General features: G+C 69.7%; 11 protein-coding genes. 10 read left to right on the forward strand and 1 reads right to left on the reverse strand.

From position 1 onward, the window contains the following. The first annotated feature begins 2 nt into the window (after positions 1-2). Both bcsZ and BpN12_RS13685 read left to right on the forward strand, forming a co-directional pair. Entirely contained in the window at positions 3-1,241 is a 1,239-nt protein-coding gene (gene bcsZ / locus BpN12_RS13680) for a cellulose synthase complex periplasmic endoglucanase BcsZ (protein WP_246793115.1), read from the forward strand. Beyond that, entirely contained in the window at positions 1,232-6,091 is a 4,860-nt protein-coding gene (locus BpN12_RS13685) for a cellulose synthase subunit BcsC-related outer membrane protein (protein WP_246793116.1), read from the forward strand. The genes bcsZ and BpN12_RS13685 overlap by 10 nt, the downstream gene beginning before the upstream one ends. Positions 6,092-6,322: 231 nt before the next feature. Here the strand turns inward: BpN12_RS13685 and BpN12_RS13690 are convergent, their stop codons facing one another. Further along, on the reverse strand, positions 6,323-7,279 hold the full coding sequence (locus BpN12_RS13690) for a LysR family transcriptional regulator (RefSeq protein WP_246793117.1): 957 nt from the start codon (positions 7,277-7,279) through the stop codon (positions 6,323-6,325). 207 nt (positions 7,280-7,486) lie between these two features. Between BpN12_RS13690 and BpN12_RS13695 the strand changes: the two genes are divergently transcribed. The 8 genes from BpN12_RS13695 (at position 7,487) to BpN12_RS13730 (ending at position 19,354) form a co-directional block, all read left to right on the forward strand. After that, the gene (locus BpN12_RS13695) at positions 7,487-8,734 is read left to right on the forward strand and encodes an L-dopachrome tautomerase-related protein (RefSeq protein WP_246793118.1); all 1,248 of its coding nucleotides are present in this window, start codon (positions 7,487-7,489) and stop codon (positions 8,732-8,734) included. Between the two features lie 283 nt (positions 8,735-9,017). Continuing rightward, positions 9,018-10,058 (forward strand): aldo/keto reductase, encoded by a 1,041-nt coding sequence (locus tag BpN12_RS13700; RefSeq protein ID WP_246793119.1) that lies wholly within the window; start codon positions 9,018-9,020, stop codon positions 10,056-10,058. Between the two features lie 213 nt (positions 10,059-10,271). Beyond that, on the forward strand, positions 10,272-10,817 hold the full coding sequence (locus tag BpN12_RS13705) for an ureidoglycolate lyase (RefSeq protein ID WP_425306268.1): 546 nt from the start codon (positions 10,272-10,274) through the stop codon (positions 10,815-10,817). Between the two features lie 367 nt (positions 10,818-11,184). Further along, positions 11,185-12,429, forward strand: coding sequence for a hypothetical protein (locus BpN12_RS13710; RefSeq protein WP_246793120.1), 1,245 nt, complete (start codon positions 11,185-11,187; stop codon positions 12,427-12,429). A gap of 79 nt (positions 12,430-12,508) precedes the next feature. Beyond that, a complete protein-coding gene (locus BpN12_RS13715) occupies positions 12,509-17,266 on the forward strand; it encodes an AAA domain-containing protein (protein ID WP_246793121.1) in 4,758 nt (1,585 codons plus the stop codon). Then, positions 17,263-18,195 carry a hypothetical protein gene (locus tag BpN12_RS13720; protein ID WP_246793122.1) on the forward strand — a complete coding sequence of 311 codons (933 nt, stop codon included), beginning with the start codon at positions 17,263-17,265 and terminating at the stop codon, positions 18,193-18,195. The genes BpN12_RS13715 and BpN12_RS13720 overlap by 4 nt, the downstream gene beginning before the upstream one ends. A gap of 56 nt (positions 18,196-18,251) precedes the next feature. Continuing rightward, positions 18,252-18,989 (forward strand): hypothetical protein, encoded by a 738-nt coding sequence (locus tag BpN12_RS13725; RefSeq protein WP_246793123.1) that lies wholly within the window; start codon positions 18,252-18,254, stop codon positions 18,987-18,989. Further along, complete coding sequence (locus BpN12_RS13730) at positions 18,980-19,354, forward strand: hypothetical protein (RefSeq protein ID WP_246793124.1); 375 nt, start codon at positions 18,980-18,982, stop codon at positions 19,352-19,354. Before BpN12_RS13725 ends, BpN12_RS13730 begins: the two co-directional genes overlap by 10 nt. Positions 19,355-19,455: the final 101 nt, after the last annotated feature.

Genomic DNA, 19,455 nt, shown 5'->3' on the forward strand with positions numbered 1-19,455 from the left:
CGATGCGTTCCCGTTCCCAGCGCGGCTCCGGCCGCCCAGCTCCCGCGCGGCGCCCGCTCGCCGCGCTGGCCGCCGCCGTGGCCGGCCTCGGCGCCTGCCTCGGCCTCGCCGCCGGCCGCGCCGACGCCGCTACCGTGGCGCCGGCCCCGTCCCAACCGCAGCCGGCCGCCGCGCGCTGCGGCGACTGGGGCGCCTACCGCACCTTCGTCGCGCGCACCGTGCAGGCCGACGGCCGCGTGTTCGACGCGTCCACCGCGGTCCAGCAGTCGACCTCGGAAGGCCAGTCGTATGGCCTGTTCTTCGCGCTGGTGGCCAACGACCGCGACAACTTCGAGCGGATCCTCGGCTGGACCCGCGAGAACCTGGCCGGCGGCCATTTCAGCGCGCGCGACCTGCGCCTGCCCGCGTGGCAGTGGGGCCGCAAGGGCGACGCATGGGGCGTGCTCGACCCGAACTCGGCGTCCGACGCGGACCTCTGGATCGCCTACGACCTGCTCGAGGCCGGGCGCCTCTGGCACGTCCCCGACTACACCGCGCTCGGCACCGCGCTCGCCGCGCAGGTCGCGCGCCGCGAGGTGGTCGATCTCGCCGGGCTCGGCCCGATGCTGCTGCCCGGCCCGCAGGGTTTCGTGAACGGCGACGTCACGCGCCTGAACCCGAGCTACCTGCCGCTGCCGGTGTTGCGCGGGCTCGCCACCCAGCTCGGCGGCGGCCCGTGGAGCGCGCTCGCGAAGAACGGCCTGAAGCTGGTGGCCGGCGCCTCGCCGCGCGGCTTCGCGCCCGACTGGGCGGCGTGGCGCGCGGGCCAGGTGGTGGTCGATCCGCAGACCGGTGACCTCGGCAGCTACGACGCGATCCGCGTCTACCTGTGGGCCGGCCTCGCGAATCCGGCCGACCCGCTCGCCAAGCCGTGGCTCGACGCCGTGCGCGGGATGGCCACGCGCGTCGCGCAGACCGGCGTGCCGCCCGAGAAGGTCGCGATCGCCAGCGGCACCGGCAGCGGCGAGGGCCCGCTCAGCTACTGGGGCGCGCTCGCGCCGTATTTCGCCGCGCTCGGCGACACGCGCGGCCTCGCGCTGGCGCGCTCGCGCCTGACCGCGCTCGACGGCGAGGTGCCGGGCCAGGAGCCCGTCTACTACGACCGCGTGCTCGGCCTGTTCGGCTCGGGCGCCGTGGAAGGCCGCTATCGCTTCGACCCGAGCGGCCGGCTGGTGCCGGCCTGGAGCCACGCATGCCGATGAAGCGCGTTCCGCCCGTCCGGCGTGCGCCATCGCGCGCCCCCGCCCTGCTGCTGGCGCTCGCGCTGGCCGCCGGCGCCGTCACCCACGCGCCGCGCGCGATGGCCGCCGATCCCGCGCTGCAGGCGCTGATCGACCAGGGCCGCTACTGGCAGGCCCACGGCCGCGGCGATCTGGCCGAGCAGGCCTGGAAGAAGGTGCTCGGGATCGACGCGAAGCAGCCCGACGCGCTGCTCGGCATGGGCATGGTGATGGCCGACCGCAAGGACGGCGCGCAGGCCGAGTCCTATCTGGAACGGCTGCGCCAGATCGCGCCGAACACGCCCGGCATCGACGAGCTGGGGCGGCGCCTCGGCCAGTCCACGCCGCGCGACCAGACCGTCAACGACGCGCGCCGCCTCGCGCAGTCGGGGCAGAGCGCCTCGGCCGTGCAGCAGTACCAGAAGGCGATGAACGGCGCGCCCGCCACGCCCGAGCTGCGGCTCGAGTATTACCAGGCGCTCTCGGCCACGCCGAACGGCTGGGACGAGGCGCGCAAGGGGCTCGAGGCGCTCGCGCGCGAGAACACCGACGACCCGCGCTACGCGCTCGCCTATGCGCAGCACCTGACCTATCGCGACGTCACGCGCCGCGACGGCATCGCGCGGCTGCAGCAGCTGGCCGGCGACGCCAAGGTCGGCCAGCAGGCGCGCCAGAGCTGGCGCCAGGCGCTGCTGTGGCTGGCCGCGCGGCCGTCCGACCAGCCGATGTTCGACGCCTACCTGAAGCTCGCGCCGAACGATCCGGCCGTGAAGGCACGCTACGACAGCATGGTCACGCAGGAGAAGGCCGCCAGCGAGCGCAGCGCGCAGGACCTGGCCAACGACGCGCGCGGCCGCGCCGTGGCCGAGGGCTTCGCCGCGCTCGACCGCAACGATCTGGCCACCGCGCGCGCGCGCTTCACCGCGATCCTCGGCAGCGCGCCGAACGACGGCGACGCGCTCGGCGGGCTCGGCATCGTCGAGCTGAAACAGGAGCATTTCCGCGAGGCCCGCGACGATCTCGAACGCGCCTCGCGCACCGGCGACCCGGCGCGCTGGCGCGACGCGCTCAAGAGCGCGACCTACTGGGCCTACACGAGCGAGGCGCTCGGCGCGCAGAGCAACGGCGATCCCGCGAAGGCGAAGTCGCTGTTCGAACGCGCGATCGCGCTCGACCCGTCGGAAGTCAGCGGCGAGCTGATGCTCGGCGAACTGCTGCTCGGCAACCACGATCCGCGCGGCGCCGAGCAGGCCTACCGGATGGCGCTGCGCCGCCAGGCCGACAACCCCGACGCGATCCGCGGCCTGGTCGGCGCGCTCGCGGCGCAGGGGCGCGGCGACGAGGCGCTGCAGTTCGCCAACCAGCTGACCACCGAGCAGCAGGCACGCGCGGGCGGCCTCGACAAGCTGCGCGGCACGGCGCTCGCCGCCCAGGCACGCGCGGCCGAGGCGCAGGGCGACCTGGGCCGCGCGCGCAGCCTGTTCGAGGAAGCGCTGGTCGGCGACGCCGACGATCCGTGGCTGCGGCTCGACCTCGCGCGCATCTACGTGCGCCAGGGCGCGGTGGCGTCGGCGCGCAGCATGATGGACGGCCTGCTCGCCGCGCATCCCGACATGGTCGACGCGCAGTACGCGGGCGCGCTGCTCGCCGAGCAGACCCACGACTACGGCAACGGCCTGCGCCTGCTCGAACGGGTGCCCGCCGACAAGCGCACCGCCGCGATGGGCGAGCTGCAGCACCGGCTCTGGCTCGGTCAGCAGGCCGATCTCGCGATGCAGATGATCAAGCACGGCCAGACCGGCCAGGCGATGGCGATGCTGCGCGCGGCCGAGCCGGTCGCGCAGGGCAACCCGGCGATGCTGGGCCAACTCGCGGGCGCCTATCTGGCCGCCGGCGACGCGAGCCGCGCGATGGGGCTGGTGCAGGGCGCGATGGCGTCCGCGCCGGCCGACGTCGGGCTGCGCCTGCAATACGCGAACCTGCTGTTCGCGAGCCATCAGGACGCGCTGCTCGGCGAGGAAATGCAGCGCCTGCACGCCACCCGGCTGAGCGCCGAGCAGCATGCCGAGCTCGACCGCATCGATCTCGCGATCGTGGTGCGCCGCGCCGATCTGGTCCGCACCAGCGGCGATCTGGCGAGCGCCTATTCGGTGATCGCGCCGTGGCTCGCGGCGATGCCCGACAACCCCGACCTGCAGGCCGCGCTCGGCCGGCTCTACACCTCGGCCGGCGACCCCGCCAACGCGCTGACCTGCTACAAGGTCGCGCTGGCGCGCCGCGCCGACGATCACGGCCTGCAGCTGGCCACGCTCTACGCGGCCTCGGGTGCCAAGCAGTGGCGCTATGCCGAGCAGGTCGCGAAGCTCGCGCTGGCCGGCGCGCCCGACGATCCCGGCACGCTCGCCGCGGTGGGCCGCATGTATCGCGCCGAGGGCAACCTGACGCTGGCCGCGCGCTACCTGAAGCAGTCGCTGGTGGCGGGCTCGACGCCGCCCGCCGGGCGCACCGTTGCCGGCCCCGTCGCGCAGGTGCCGCGCGGCTGGGAGGCGCTGAGCCGCCCGCTCGGCGCGAACCCGCTGCCCGGCACCAATCCGTTCGAGGGCCGCACCGCCGTCGACGCCATCGACGATCCGGATTCGGCCGGCGCGACCGCGGCCGCCAATGCCTACGCCCCCGCCGTTCCCTCGTCGTTCACTCCTTCGTCATCCGTACCGATCGTGCCCGCCTATCTGCCTGCCGCGCACCCCGCGCCCTACGTCGCGCCTTACCAGGCGCCCGCCGGCGTCACCCCGGGCAACCGGGCGCCGGCCGCGTCCGTCGGCGCCGCCGGGCCGGTGGACAGCTCCGGCTACGGGCCGGACAGCGCCGCCGGCGGCGAATCGGGCGGCCCGGCCGCGCGACCGCTGCAGCCCTATTCGCAGTACGCGCCCGGCGCGCCGGCGCAGCCCTACGCGCAAGGCTATCCGCAGCAGGGGTATGCGCCGCAGGGCTACCCGCAGCAGCAGGCTTATCCGCAACCGGCCTATCAACAGCCGACGTATCAACAGCCGGCTTACGCGCCGCAGGGCTATCCGCAACAGCAGGCTTATCCGCAGCAAGGCTACCCGCAGCAGGCTTACGCCCCGCAGGGCTACCCGCCGGCCGGCTACGCACAGCAGCCCTATGCGGCGGCGCCGTGGCCGATGTCGCCGGCCGCGCAGGCGGCCCAGCAGGACGCCTACCGCCAGCCCGCCGCCAGGCGCGGCACCGCGCGCAAGCCGGCCCGGACGAATCGCGCCGCACAGCAGCCGGCCTACCCGCAGCAACCGGCTTACGCGCAGGGCGGCTACCCGCAGCAGGGCTATCCGCAGCAAGGCTATGCGCCGTACCCGCAGCAGGGCTACGCGCCGCCGTACCAGCAGGGCGGCTATCCGCAGCAGCAGGGCTACGCGCAAAACGGCTATGCGCCGCAGCCGTACCCGGCGTACAACCCGCAGCCGCCGTATCCGCAGCAGGCCCAGGGACCGGACTACATTCCGCCGCCGCCCGCCGGCTACGCGCAGCCCTACGCGCCGGCCGCGGTCGCCGCGGCCGGCGTGGCCGGCGCGGCGCCGCAGCCGTCGGCGAACCCGCAGACGGTGGGCGTGGCCGACGAACTCGCCGCGATCAACCGCGAGCAGTCGAGTTCGGTGTCGGCCGGCCTGGTGTTCCGCAACCGCGCGGGCGAGGACGGGCTCTCGACGCTCAACGACATCGAAGCGCCGATCGAAGGCCGCATCAAGGCCGGCAACGGCCACCTGGTGATCACGGCCACCCCGGTCACGCTCGATTCGGGCACCGGCGTCGACGACATCCCGACCCACGCGCGGTTCGGCTCGGGCCTCTCGCAGACTGCTTCGCCTGCCGGCGGCTACGGCTCGCAGACGGCCATGGGGGTGGGCGTGTCGCTCGGCTACGAGACCAAGTCGATCAAGGCCGACGTGGGCTCGACGCCGGTGGGCTTCCGCTACCAGACCGCGGTGGGCGGCCTCGAGTACAACGGCGGCTTCAACGACAAGGTGTCGTACTCGCTCGCCGTCACGCGCCGCGCCGTCACCGACAGCCTGCTGTCCTACGCCGGCGCGCGCGACGCGGCCACCGGCGAGGAATGGGGCGGCGTGACCAAGTCGGGCGGGCGCGCCGCGCTCGGCTGGGACGACGGCACCAACGGCCTCTACGTGAACGGCGAGCTGATGTACTACGCCGGCCATCACGTCGCGAACAACATCGGCGGCAAGGCGGGCGGCGGCTTCTACACGCGCCTCTACAAGGACGCGCAGCAGACGCTGACGGCCGGCGTGAACGCCACCTGGATGAGCTTCGACAAGAACCAGTCGTACTTCACCTACGGCCAGGGCGGCTACTTCAGCCCGCAGCAGTACGTGATCCTGAACATTCCGCTCGAATACGCGGGCCGCAGCGGGCCGTTCACCTACGACATCAAGGGCTCGGCCGGCCTGCAGCACTATCGCCAGAACGCGGCGCGCTACTTCCCGCTCGATCCGGGCCTGGACGCCAGCGCCGCCGCCAACCGCGACACCGCGATCGCCGCCAACTCGACGCTGGTGCTCGATTCGAACGCCACCTACCCGGGGCAGAGCAAGACCAGCTTCTCGTACTCGCTGTACGCGAGCGGCGAGTACCAGCTCGCGCCGCAGGTGGCGGTGGGCGCGATGGCCTCGTTCGGCAACGCGTACCAGTACCGCGAGTGGCTCGCGGCCGTCTACCTGCGCTACAGCTTCACGCCGCAGTCGGGCACGCCGCTGTTCCCGCCGCGCAAGTTCAGCTCGCCGTATCTGGCCGATTCGGATTGATGGCGGCGCGGCCGGGCGCGGCCGCGTGATCTGAACGGCCGGCGTGACGCGGCCGGGCCGGCGCAGGCACCGGCCGCCTACCCGCCGCGGATCGGCGGCCGGGCCGGCGCTCGGTCGATCTCCTGTCGAAACTTCGCACGACCGGGCCGGTTTTCCCGCTCCGGGTGCCTGCCACGATCGAGCCGCCCGTCGGCCCGCGCCGCTTCCCGCATTCCCCCATCCCCTCGCCGCTCAAGCCGGCCCGCGCCCGCGGCGTGCCGGTTCCTCGTAGCCGACATGCCGCCACATCCGCCCGGCCATCGGCGCGATCCGTTCGCCGAGCGCCGCGTGCAGGTAGCGCACCGCCGGCGAGAACTGCCGCCGGTGCGGGCAGATCAGGTTCAGCGGCGCGCTCTCGCCGGGCTGCGCCGGCAGCAGCACCTCCAGGCGCCCGCTCGTCACGTCGTCGTGGACGTCGAGCCACGACTTGTAGGCGATGCCGTGCCCGTCCACGGCCCAGCGGCGCGCGACGTCGGCATCGTTGCAGAGCAGCGTGCCGTCCACCGGCACGAGCCGGCGCGCGTCGCCGGCCGGAAACACCCAGCGGTCGTACACGCGGCCTCCCATCACGTAGAGCAGGCACTGGTGCGCCGCGAGCGCGTCGAGCGTGCGCGGCCGCCCGTTGCGCGCCAGATAGGCCGGCGCGGCCACCAGCACGCGCCGGTTGTGCGGCGCCAGCGGCAGCGCGACGTAGCTGGCGTTGTCGGCCAGCCCGTAGCGGATCGCCACGTCCACCGGGTCGCGGAACACGTCGGCCACCTCGTCGGACAGCGACAGCTTCAGCACCAGCCCGGGATGCGCGTCGCGAAACGCGGTCAGCCAGCCCAACAGCGCGTTGCGCCCGAGATCGGACGGCGCCGAGATCCGCAGCGTGCCCTGCAGGTCCTGCCGCTCCCCGTGCAGCCGGTCGCGGCCCGCGCTGAGCGCGGCCAGCACCTCGTGCGCATAGGGCAGGTACTGCTCGCCCTCGGCCGTCAGCTTGAGGCTGCGCGTCGAGCGCGCGAACAGGCGGATGTCGAGTTCGCGTTCGAGCCGCTGGATCGCCGCGCTGACCTGCCCCGGCAGCAGGCCCGCCTCGCGCGCCGCGTTCGAGAAGCTGCCGAGCGCGGCCGTCCGCACAAAAAGGCCAAGGTCGTCGATCCGGATCATTTTCATCGCCATAGTGAAAGTGCTGCCCGATTTTCCCTGTTTTCGACAAGGATTGCGCGACGGACAATCGGTCCGGCGTTCATGACTGGCGCACCGGTTGCATACAGGTTACGCACCGGTTGCGCACACAACCGATTTCGATCGACGACAAGGAGCATCACCGTGTTTCATTCGCATTCGACGACAACGACAACGACAACGACGACGATGACGGCGGGACGGGACGCCGGGCGCCCCGCCCGGCACGGCCTGCGGGCCCTGGCACTGGCCGGCGCGCTGGCGGCCGGCCTGCTCGCGGCGCCGGCCGCCGGCATCGCGGCCACGGCGGCGGCCGCTGCCTCCCCCGCCTCCGATGTCTCCACCGGGCCCGCGCTGGCCGTCGAGCGCCGCTTCGGCACGCTCGAGACCGTGGCCACCTTCGACGGCGCGATGCCCACCGGCGTGACCGTTAGCGAAACCGGCCGGATCTTCGTCAACTTCCCGCGCTGGGGCGACGACGTGCCGTTCACGGTCGGCGAGCTGCGCGACGGCCGCGTCGTGCCGTATCCCGACGCCGAGGTCAATCGCGCCGACGCGCATCGCCCGGCCGAACGCTTCCTCAGCGTGCAGAGCGTGGTGGCCGACGGGCGCGGGCGCCTGTGGGTGCTCGACACCGCCGCGCCGAACTTCTCGAACCCGCTCGCGGGCGGCGCGAAGCTGGTGGCGATCGACCTGCGGACCAACCGGATCGTGAAGACCATCGTGTTTCCCGCCAGCGTGATGCGCGAGCGGACCTACGTGAACGACATGCGCTTCGATTTCCGCGTCGGCCGCGCCGGCGTGGCCTACGTGACGGATTCGTCGCTGTCGGGCGTGGGCGGCATCATCGTGGTCGATCTCGACAGCGGCAGCGCGATCCGCCGGCTCACCGGCGACGCCTCGACCTCGGCCGATCCGGCGTTCTCGCCCGTGTTCGACGGCGAGACGCTGATGGCGCGCGACGCGAGCGGCCACGCCACGCCGCTCACGATCGCCTCCGACGGCATCGCGCTCTCGCCCGACGGCAAGACGCTCTACTACTGCCCGCTGTCGAGCCGGCGCCTCTACGCGGTGCCGACTGCGCTGCTGCGCGACCCGGCCGTCAGCGAGGCGGCACTGTCGAAGGCGGTGCGCGACCTCGGCGAGAAAGGCGCCTCCGACGGGCTGGCCGCCGACGCGAACGGCACGGTCTACGCCGGCGACTACGAACACGATTCGATCCGCAAGCTCGCGCCGGGCGGCCAGTGGACCACGATCGTCCACGACCCGCGCGTGCTGTGGCCCGACACGCTGTCCGTGGGCGGCGACGGCTACCTGTACTTCACCGCGAACCAGCTCGCGCGGCAGGCCGGCTTCCACGGCGGCCAGGACCTGCGCCGAAAGCCCTACGTGCTGTTCCGCACGCCGATCGGCGCGGGGCCGGCGCCCACGCACTGAGGCCCGGGCGGCGCGAGAACGCACGAGGCACGCGGGCGGGGAGCTTCCCTCGCCCGATCGCCAAGGGACGCCACGGCGTCCCTTTTTCACGTCCGCCGCGCGCCGCCGGCACCGAGCGAATCAGGCAAGAGTGGGAGAGAAACGGGCTAACGGGCCACCCGGCCGGCGGCGCACCATGAGTGCATCGAACCCGCGCGGACGCATCGTCTCGCGCGGGCACCGCCCACCCCGGCCGGCACGCCCGCCGCATCGGCGCGCCGGCCCGAACCCCGGAGCACTCAGCATGAAATACAACCGTCTCGGCACCTCGGGCCTGTTCGTGTCGGAACTCAGCCTCGGCGCGATGACGTTCGGCGTCAACGAGAGTTACCCCACGCTCGGCGGCCTCGACCAGCCGCAGGCCACCGAACTCGTCGCGCGTGCGCTCGATGCCGGCGTCAACCTGTTCGACACCGCCGACATCTACGCGCTCGGCCAGTCCGAGCGCCTGCTCGCCGAGGCGCTGCGCGGCCTCGGCGTGCCGCGCGAGCGCTACCTGATCGCCTCGAAGGCGTTCGGCCCGATGGGCGCGGGGCCGAACGAGGCCGGCGCCTCGCGCGCGCACGTTCACGACGCGGTGCGGCAGAGCCTGCGCCGGCTCGGCGTCGATCACATCGACCTCTACCAGATCCACGGCTTCGATCCGGCCACGCCGGTCGAGGAGACGCTGCGCGCGCTCGACGACCTGGTGCGCCAGGGCCACGTGCGCTATGTCGGCGTGTCGAACTGGGCCGCCTGGCAGATCGCGAAGGCGCTCGGCGTCTCGGCGCGGCTCGGCCTCGCGCGCTTCGATTCGCTGCAGGCCTATTACTCGGTGGCTGGACGCGATCTCGAACGCGAACTCGTGCCGCTGCTCGAAAGCGAGGGCGTGGGGCTGCTGGTGTGGAGCCCGCTCGCAGGCGGGCTGCTGAGCGGCAAGCAGGCGCGTGGCGGCGAGGCACCGGCCGGCAGCCGCCGCTCGGCGATAGCGATCCCGCCCGTGGACGAGGCACGCGCCCACGACGCGATCGACGTGATGCGCGGTATCGCCGAGGCGCACGGCGCGTCGGTCGCACAGATCGCGCTGGCGTGGCTGCTGCACCAGAAGGCCGTGTCGAGCGTGATCATCGGCGCGAAACGGATGGACCAGCTCGACGACAACCTCGGCGCCGTGGACGTGGTGCTCGACGCCGGCGAACTCGCCGCGATCGACGCGGCGAGCCGGCTGCCGACCGAATATCCGGGCTGGATGTTCGAACTGTGGAGCGAACGGCGGCGCCAGCAGCTGGCCGGTTCGAAGCGTTGAGTTGAGCTGGATTGGGTTGGGTTGAATTGCGCGCCGGGCACGAAGCTGCGTGCCCGGCGCGCAACGTGAAGCGTCTGGTCGATCACGCCAAGCCGGCCGGCATCAAGTCGACCCAGCCGAGCCGCGCGAGGTAAAGTACCCGTCGCGGCCGGCACTCCCGCACGGGCGCCGGCCGTCATCCGCTCATCCTTGCCCAGACCCGCGAACCCCACCATGACATCGTCCGCCCCGGCCATGCGCACCATCGCGATCGAACCACTCGACGCGGCCCGCTTCGAACCCTATGGCTGGAAGCTCGGCAAGCCGGTGCAGGCCGCCGGCGCGACGCCGGCCTTCGTCAGCCCCGCCTCCGATTTCTGGCGCGAGCATCTGTTCGAGACCGGCGCGGGCGGCGAGCCCGAGGTGCTGTGGGTGGTCTACCGCAACCGCGAGCGGCGCGTGAGTTCGCTCGAACTGCATCGCGTGACGCAGCAGGCGATCGTGCCGCTGACCGCCCCGGTCGTGCACCTGGTGGCGCGCAGCGACGCGAGCGGCGCGCCCGATCCGGCCACGCTGCGCGCGTTCGCGCTGCCGGTGGGCGAAGGCGTCTGCATGCGGCCGGGCATCTGGCACGCGACGCGCGTGAGCGAGCGCGAAGCCACCTGCCTGATGCTGACGCGCGCCTCGACCACGCTCGATCTCGTCGCGCATCTGACGCAAGGGGCGCCGGCCCTGGAGAGCGAGCTTAGGGAGATCGAGGCGGTGTGGGTCGGCCCGTGAGGCCGCTCAACGCATCGTCATGTCAGGTCACGAATAACTGCGGCAAATCACCTAAAGATTGCATGAGCGATGCCGTAACCTGAGGTGAAGCAAAAAATAACCGCAGATGATGGGCCACCCGGACGGGCAGCATGCGCCAACCGGAGACAGACTGACGGATTCAGGACTAATACATGCACGACATCGCGGCAGATACGGCTGGAGCGTATGCCTGCCTTCGTTCCGCCGAGCAGCGCGCTTGCGCGTCACGCCCTCGACCAGAACGGGAACGTAACCAACCCGCTACACGATCCGCGCCCACCGGGACGCGAGCTGATGCTCGTGAGCCGGACGGCGGCATCGGACGAGTGCGCGTCCGGCGGTCGCCATGAACGATCTGCCATCCGGACCGATCCAGGTGAAAGCCGTGGTCCACGAGTGGAAAGACGGCCCCTACGGCACCTGGGCGAACGCCGCCATCGTCACCGACGCCCCAACCAAGGCGGCAACCTTCAGCGTCAAGATACTCGGAACCCAGCCGGAGGCAGGAAAGCCATTTCATTGTGAAATCGCTTTCAGGAAGAATCGATGGAGCATCGTGGCGGTGCTCCTCGATCACCTGCCATCCACGCTTCAAGGGGTAAAGGCGTGTGTCGGCGATCCATTGACGAAAGGCTCGCGCGGATATTCGCTGATACCGCTCGCTCCCGATTCCGACCTCGATGGCGTGGCACTGGTGCTGCCACAAGCCATTCTGGAAAAGGCCGGCATCGCGTTGATACGTGCCGGCACGGAGGTCCATGTGGACGCAGAGCGAAACGGCTCGCGTTTCGAGGCCACCACATTGCACGCGCCACATGCCGGGCAGGCGTTTCCGGCCGACCGCCCCGCAGGCCAGGACCAGACTCCCGTCGTGGCGTTCGCGATAAACGCATGGTCCGAATCGAGCAAAAAACCTGTCCTGTTCGCCACGCATGAAGTCGGCGCGCCGGTATCCGCCCGGATCTGGGTGCCGCACAGCGCACTGCGATCGCTCGGCATCCAGGCCGTGCATCGCGCCACGCTACCGGAAACCGAAACGGACGAGCAAAGCCGGGAACAAATCGACGCGTGGTCGGCGGCCTTGCGAGGCTCGCGCGAACAGCGCGACGCCGTGTCGATCGATCGGATCCTGGTCTGGGTCCAGTCGAGCCGCAATGGCACCCAGTGGGATTTCCTGCGGCTACTGGGGCCTGGGGAGCGTCGCGTGCCCACTCGCGACGGCGAGGTGGTCGATTGGGTTGGCGCGATCGTCGACGAGATCAGTATCCACGTCGCATCCCGATCGCCCACCCCACCGGATCGCGAACCGGGTAGCCAGTTCGACGCGGATTCGCCCCCCGGCGCGGACCACGCATCGGAGGCCGTCGAGCCCCGCATGAAGGTCACCGTTACCTTCTCGGACGAACGGCTCGGACACGGGAAGAGCCGCGCTTTCCTTACCGAGTCGATCACGAAAGGCGCGGGCCTCGCTCCCGGGGTGCCGGTCATCGTGCGTCTCGTGTCGAAGGATCGATACTGGAACGTATCTCACCTGCATCGCGCCACCCCCCACCTTTCTCCGACCGACAATGATCCGGCGCTGGCTCAGTAAATTCCTTCAATCGCTCGCGCAGACAGTCGGCGGCGACGCAACGGCGGCGCCCACGCCCCCCACGGCTAGACCCGGCACCATGCCGACCGCCTCCGCCACGCCGGTGGCGGCGCCATCAGTCGGTCCGATCGATACCGCCCCCGCGCCCCGGCGTATCTACCACCGCTTCCCCGCCCGCGAGCGCGTGCCGGAAATCCCCGTCGACGCGCTCGCGCAGTACTGGCGCACCGCTCTCGATTATGTGTCGTTCAGCGAACTGGGGAAGCAACTCCGGGACGAGGCCGCATCGGAAAAATTCACGCAACTCGCGTCCCAGGCCCATCGCTACGGAGCCAGCCTCGACGAGCACGGACAGCAACCGGGCGGCAAGGATGTCCATGTGGTCCTGGCACTACGGGAAGTCGAGGTCAATCAGGCTCCATCGGCGAAACACCTGACACACATGTTGCTGGCGGTGCCCGCCGTCCTCACCGAAGACGGATTGCTGGCGCCACGCACCGAAGCTCCGCCCGTCTTCAACGAGAAGTATCTTGCTCCGAATGTCGCGTCATACGCGTTCCAGGTTGCTCTCCGGGACGACGCGAACGCGGCGATGACGCAGCAACTCGGCTGCATGGCGACCGATCCGCAGACCACGCCGGGATGGGAGACGTGGTGGTGTACCTCGATGGCCGTGCTGCGCAGCCTGATCGGCGTCGTCGACGACGACGCGCTACTGGCGGAGTTGGTCGCACGCCTGCCGAAGTCGGCCAAAACCGACAAGCGCAGCAGGTACGGCAAGCGCCGCGAGTGGCAGCTCCACGCCGTGGCGCTACCCGCAGACGGTGGTGGGCGCGGTCAGCTGGACGCCGTCTATCAGGCCGCGCTCATCGAACTGACGCGCAGCGGCGGCCGGCTGCCACTGTTCGAGCGGCTGGGCGGCAAGGAAAGCGCGGAGCGGCACGAACACGCGCCAATCTCGATCGGCCGGCTCATGACGGGCCACATCGACGAATACGACGGCGGTAGCGCGCGACGCGCGCTCTTCCCGCTCGACGCCACACAGCGCACCGCGGTCAACGCGATTCTCTCGCTCGTGGATGGCCAGATTCAGGCGGTAAACGGCCCCCCCGGCAGCGGCAAGACCTCGATGCTGCGTGCCGTTGTCGCCAGCCAGTGGATCAATGCAGCGCTACAGCAGGCGCCATGTCCGATCACACTGGCCTGCGGCGCGACCAACCAGTCCGTCACCAACGTGATCGAGGCGTTCGGCAATGCGCCGCATCCGGATGCCACGCTCGCTCATGCCCAACGCTGGATCCCCGATACGAGCAGCTACGGCGCTTACCTCCCCGCCGGCCATCGTCTCGCCGATCCCGCGACCCGCGCGGAAGCGGAGCGATTCGTCTGTCTCCAGGAAACCCGAGGCGGGTTTCTTTATCGCTACTGGAACCGCCGAGACGCGCTCGATCCGCTACATTCGATCGAATACGAAGAGGTCTATCTCGCCCACGCACGACGTACATTGAACGATCCCGCGTTGACGACGCTGGAAGCAGCGATCGAGCGCGTCTGGCGTCGGCTCGACCTCGTGGTGGACGCGCAGGCCGGCTTCGAGCGTGATTTACACAGCGAGGGGCCTTGGCGCCGCCGTGTCGACACGGCGCTCGAAGCGGTCCGTGATCAGTGGACACCGAAGCGTCTCGAAGTCCTGCAGGCGTGCATCGAGCGACTCGACAAGACGCGCGCGGCCGATGCCGCGCAAAGCATCGTCGATCTGCTGTGGCGCGCCGATGCCTTCCACTGGGCGGCCCGCTACTGGGAGGGACGCTTCCTGCTCGCACAACGCGAACGGCTTGTGACGCGCCATCCCGCCAACGTCGAGGAAGCCCTGCGGCGCATCTGCATGCTGACGCCCTGCATCGTCTCCACGTTGCACAGCGCACCCAAGCTGTTTGCCATCGAAGCCGGCCTCGTCGATCCCGCAAGCCAGATCACACATGTGTTCGGCAAAGTCGATCTGCTGGTGATCGACGAAGCCGGACAGGCGCCACCGGAGTTGGCGGCCGCGATCTTCGCGCTGGCGCGTCGTGCCGCCGTGGTCGGCGACCGGAAGCAACTTGCGCCGATCTGGAACAACACGCCGCTGACCGAGCTTGGCATCGCCGCTCAGACCGACACGCTGCCCTACCTCGACGACATCATCCGCTCGCACCGCTCGGTGGCCTCGGGCAGCATGCTCGACATCGCGCGTCTGTTGTCGCGCTGGCGTGAAATGGACGACCTCGGCGTCACGCTGCGCTACCACTATCGCTGCAAACCCGACATCATCCGCTACTGCAACAAGCTGGCCTACGGAAACCAGCTCGAGATCACGACCGAGGAGGACGACAAGGGTCCCGAGCCCACCATCGCGTGGGTATCGGTGAACGCCGCCCCGCTGTCGGCGGGAGGCTCCTGGCGCAATCCACGCGAGGCCGAGGAGATCGTGGCGTGGGTCGTCGAGCGCTGGCCGGCGTGGCAGGCCAACCCCGTGACGGCTGGAAAGCCGTTGCGAGAGATCGTCGCGTTGATCACGCCTTATCGCCCGCAGGCGGAGTTGCTGAAGGAAAAACTCAAGCAGGCATTCGATCACGTCAGAGGATCGCGGGAAATCACATGGCCCGCGCCGGACGATATCGGCAAGGTCGTAATAGGCACCGTCCACAAGCTGCAAGGCGCCGAGCGCCCGATCGTCTGCTTCAGCCTCGTGGAAGGACCGGAGCAGGGTAGCGGCAGCTTCGTCGACGCCGATCTCAGCTTGCTCAACGTTGCCGTTTCGCGCGCCAAGCGCTCGTTTATCGTGTTCGCGAATCCGGCGCGATTGTTCTCCGATGCCGTCACCCGATTCGTGCCGCGCAACGCGGTTGTGGACAAGGCCACGCTCGCCCTGATGTCGCCCGTCGAGCAGCTCGGCGTGCATCTGCGCCATCACAGCACCGCGCGTCCGCTCTACCCGCGGCGCGCCGTCCTGATCGAAGCACCAAACAAGCAGGCGAGCCTCGCCGAGCTGCTCGGCAAGGCGTCGGGCGTGCTCGCGACGGCGGGCACATTGACAAAGCTGCCGCTCGCGGGAGGCGTCGATATCGAAGCCGGCTTCGTGCCGCGCCCCTTGGCCCAGGACCATGCCGCGACGTTCGTGGCAAACGCGACACCGCTCGTCGAGTCAGTCGGCGAAATCGTGATCGCGACCGACGATGATCGCATGGGCGAGTACATCGGCTGGCAAATCCTGCAGCTGCTCCGCGAGCCCCTTGCGGGCAAGCGCATCGTTCGCGCGCGCCTGGGCGCGATCACGCAATCGGCCGTCACATCGGCACTGGTCTCGCCCGGCACACTCGACGAAAACAGGGTGATGGCGGAAATTGTCCGTGAGATCGCCGACAACCTCATCACCGCGCGCTTCCACGCCGTGATGCAGCGGCCGGTCTCCCGCAAGGCCTGCCGCGAGCTCTGCGATGACCTCGCGACGCTGGGCGCGGTGAATCGGGAAGGCTCGTCGAGCCTGGGCGGCCTCATGATCGGTCGCGTGCAAGGCGCCGTGTTGCGCATGCTGCTGGACACTGCACGCGAAACACTCGCGATGGCGGACTCGCAAAGGATCGTTGCGCGCATCGACGTGGGCGGGCTCACGCTGCAAGGTGAAGTCGTGCAGGTGCAGCAGAATCGGGCGACGACGCCCGCCGCCGAAGCACCCACGGCACTGCGCAGGCTGCAACAGCTCCGGCTGATACAGGACGAGCCGCCCACGCTCACGCGTGAGACGACCGATCTGCCCGTGGCCGGCACCATCTCGCTGATGGCACAGGCGTGGCGCCGCTTCGGTTTGCCACCATGGCGAACGATGGATGCACTGCAGGCGCTCTACGACGGAACCTGGGCGACGACCACCGCGGCTGCCGGACGAGCCCTCGATCCGTTGGCGCCAATCGAGCCGGCCAGCCGCGACGGCCACCCTCCCGTGACCCCGCTCGATCGCAGCGCGTCGCCCGCAATGCTCGACGGCGCGTTCGCGCATTCCGACTATCGCGATATCTATCGGCTCGTCTGGGGACACTTTCACGCAGCAGAAGACGGCCCCTATCTGATTCGCTACGCCTCTCTCGACCTGCCGTTCGAATCGGCTCACGCCACGAAAGTACGGGTAAGGATTCGCGCCGCGTCCTGTGATCCGGTATCGGGAGCCACACCGCACCCTGAGGCGACTCCCGCCGCCGATCTGCTGCTGGACGAAAACACCAGAATCAATTCCGTCGATACCCTACTCGACGCGTGGCAGGCCAACCTGTTCGAAACCGCCACGCCGCATTTGTCGTTGGAACCTGCCGCGCAGTGGCACATGCCCGTCGATCGTCTGCTGCTCGACCTCGAACTGGCCGGGATTGGCCGGCCCTCCACACTCGCGCGCTCGCTGCAGAGCCTCGCCGAACGACAGCTGATCGTGATGCCGGTGGCAAGCGGCTCGATCTGCCTGACGCCAAGCGGCGTGCAGGCCGCGCTGACGCTGGAGGAAATTCGCGACGACTCGTCGGCCGACGAGCTGTCGGACCCCGGCTTCACGGCAGCGCTGTCGGATCGCCTCGACGAAATCGAACATGGGCAGGCACGGCCAGCGGACGTGCTGGCGTGGCTCGGGGCATTCTTCATGCCTCGGAGAGCCGTGCACGAGATCGAGCCGAAGATCTGGAACACGCTCGCGGAACTCGAAGCCGCGATGCGCCCGGCCATGGCGCCGCGACCCGCCACCCTCGTCACGTCGATCGCGGATACCCCTCCGCGCACACTGGACCGTGATGTCGATAGCGAGGCCGATGATTGAGCGGCGGCATCACTTCCTACCCGCGCACGAACGGCGGAGGCGGCTCGCCGCTGACAACGATTCGCCAACTGATGGTCCGGCTGAATTCGCCCAGTAAAAGCGCCAACGCCCGCTATGCACGGCAGTTGATTGCTGCGCTCGATGCGTTCGCTCGTGGCCAAGCCACGCAGGGTACGCACGCCGCCATCATTCCGGTGGCCATCGAGGTGCGCGATGCCCTGTTTGCTGCACGCTCGCACAGCAATCTGGCAGCGGAACATCATTCGCGGGCCATGGAAATATGCGCCGCGGCGTTTCGGGTCACGACGCCGTTCGCCAACACCGGTTTCGTCGCGCGCGCCACCGCGGCCTTCAACGGCGTCAACGCGGCCGCAACAGCCACGCAACTGCGAGGCTTCAAGGAGGAGATCGGGCTGGTCGCCTGGCTCTACGAGGCGTCGGCACTGCTCGGCGTCGATCTTTCAGCCGGCCCGGCCGGCAATGCAGCCGTGCTGCATGCGAACTGGGCCGCGCACTATGTCGACCCTCCGCACAACACACAACTCGACTATCTCGAGACCGGCGCCTCCTACAATGTCAACATCGTGATCCGCATCGACATTCCGGGCAGCAAGGGGCCGCTCGTGATGGCGGGCGAAGCAAAGGGTGGGAGCAGCACATACGGTACGGTCAAAGGCCCGGCGTCTCTCTTCAAGAAACTGAAGATCAAATTACCGGTATCGCAGCGATCGCTGATGTATGCGAGAACGAGAGCCGCCTACATGCGGCGGCAAACCGGCGCGAAACCCCATCAGAAGGCCCGCAAACAGGCAGGGGACATGATCGAAAGTGCGGCGGCAGAAAATCGGCTCGTATTCGTCGCGGCCCGCGGTGACACCACGGCCACCGCCATCCCTACCATCAAAATGGACTACCTCGAGTGCCAATAATTCTCGATCCACGGCTCGATGCGCTTGCCCGCCGGGTAAGCCGCGAGGACATGGCAATGTACGCCCGCCTGATTGGCGGCGTGGACGAGGCACGTACAACGGCACTGTCCCTCGACGAAATTGGTCCTGTCATGGAGTGGTACGGCGCACTGGAGTGTTATCTGGGCGGTGCCTATTACCTGCGCAATGCAGCGGCATTCCGCAACGCAGTCACCGCGCACCAGCACCTCGTCGGCTGGATCGTGCACCGTTTCGATCCGGTGCCCGGCGACTTGCTGACCGATTTGTGCCTGTCGCTCATCCATGGCCCGGCGCCGATACGGCGCATGCTCGTCGCGGCGATCCTCACCCACGGTGAAACGATCAACGACGACGACACCTCCGGCCTTCTCGCGCGCATACTCGCGGCGACCAGCGACCTTGACCAGGCGCTCGCCGTTCGCGAAGCAAACCGTCTATTGCGCGCCTGCCTCGATCGCCGATATGCACGGCAGGATACCCGCATATTGATGGCATTCGCCGTGACGGCGCTGCGCCTCAACACGGCCGACGTTGCGCGCCTGCCTGCCGGTTTGACGAAAATGGATGCGGCCCGCCGCGCGCTCGTTGCCTCCGAGCTATCGCGCATGCGGCACGGTAGATCGACCGCGATCAGCGCAACCGACCTGATCGATCTGCCTGGCGCCGCACTCGCGGCGATCGTGAAATCACGCGCCGCCCGGGCGGCACGAGCGCAATTGCCTGATACGGTTTTTCTAGATCATCAGTGGATGGCGGGGGCCGGATGGGTGTGATCATCGAATTTCTGGCTGTCGCGCCCGGTTCGTTCACGGCGCCGCAATCCGTCGATACCCACACTGCCGCCAACGCCGCCGGCGCGGTGCAAGTCGCTGTCATCTCGATCAATTCACACAAGGTTGGCGAAGTGTATGGCGTGCTGGCCGCATCGCCACTGGCGGCGCTGGTCGGCGACGCGAACGCGCCCGAACGCTCAACACTCGTGACCCGCGCAAACTTCGACGTGCTGCGCGCATTCACGGCCGGCCTCAAGGCGGCCCGGATACCCGACGACGCGCTGCGCGATCTCGCCGATGCAATCGATGATGCCGTTGGAGAGGCACGCTGGCGCCGGTGCGACCTGCTGATCGTCGCGACTTGATTTGCCTCGGAGTCGCAGCCTGGAGCGCGGTCAACAGCGCTCCAGAGCGCTCGAGCCTGCCGTCATCGACAAGCTCTCCGTGCGGCGGTTTCGACAACCAT

Origin of the sequence: Burkholderia perseverans (assembly GCF_022870505.1) — a bacterium.
Classification (GTDB): domain Bacteria; phylum Pseudomonadota; class Gammaproteobacteria; order Burkholderiales; family Burkholderiaceae; genus Burkholderia; species Burkholderia plantarii.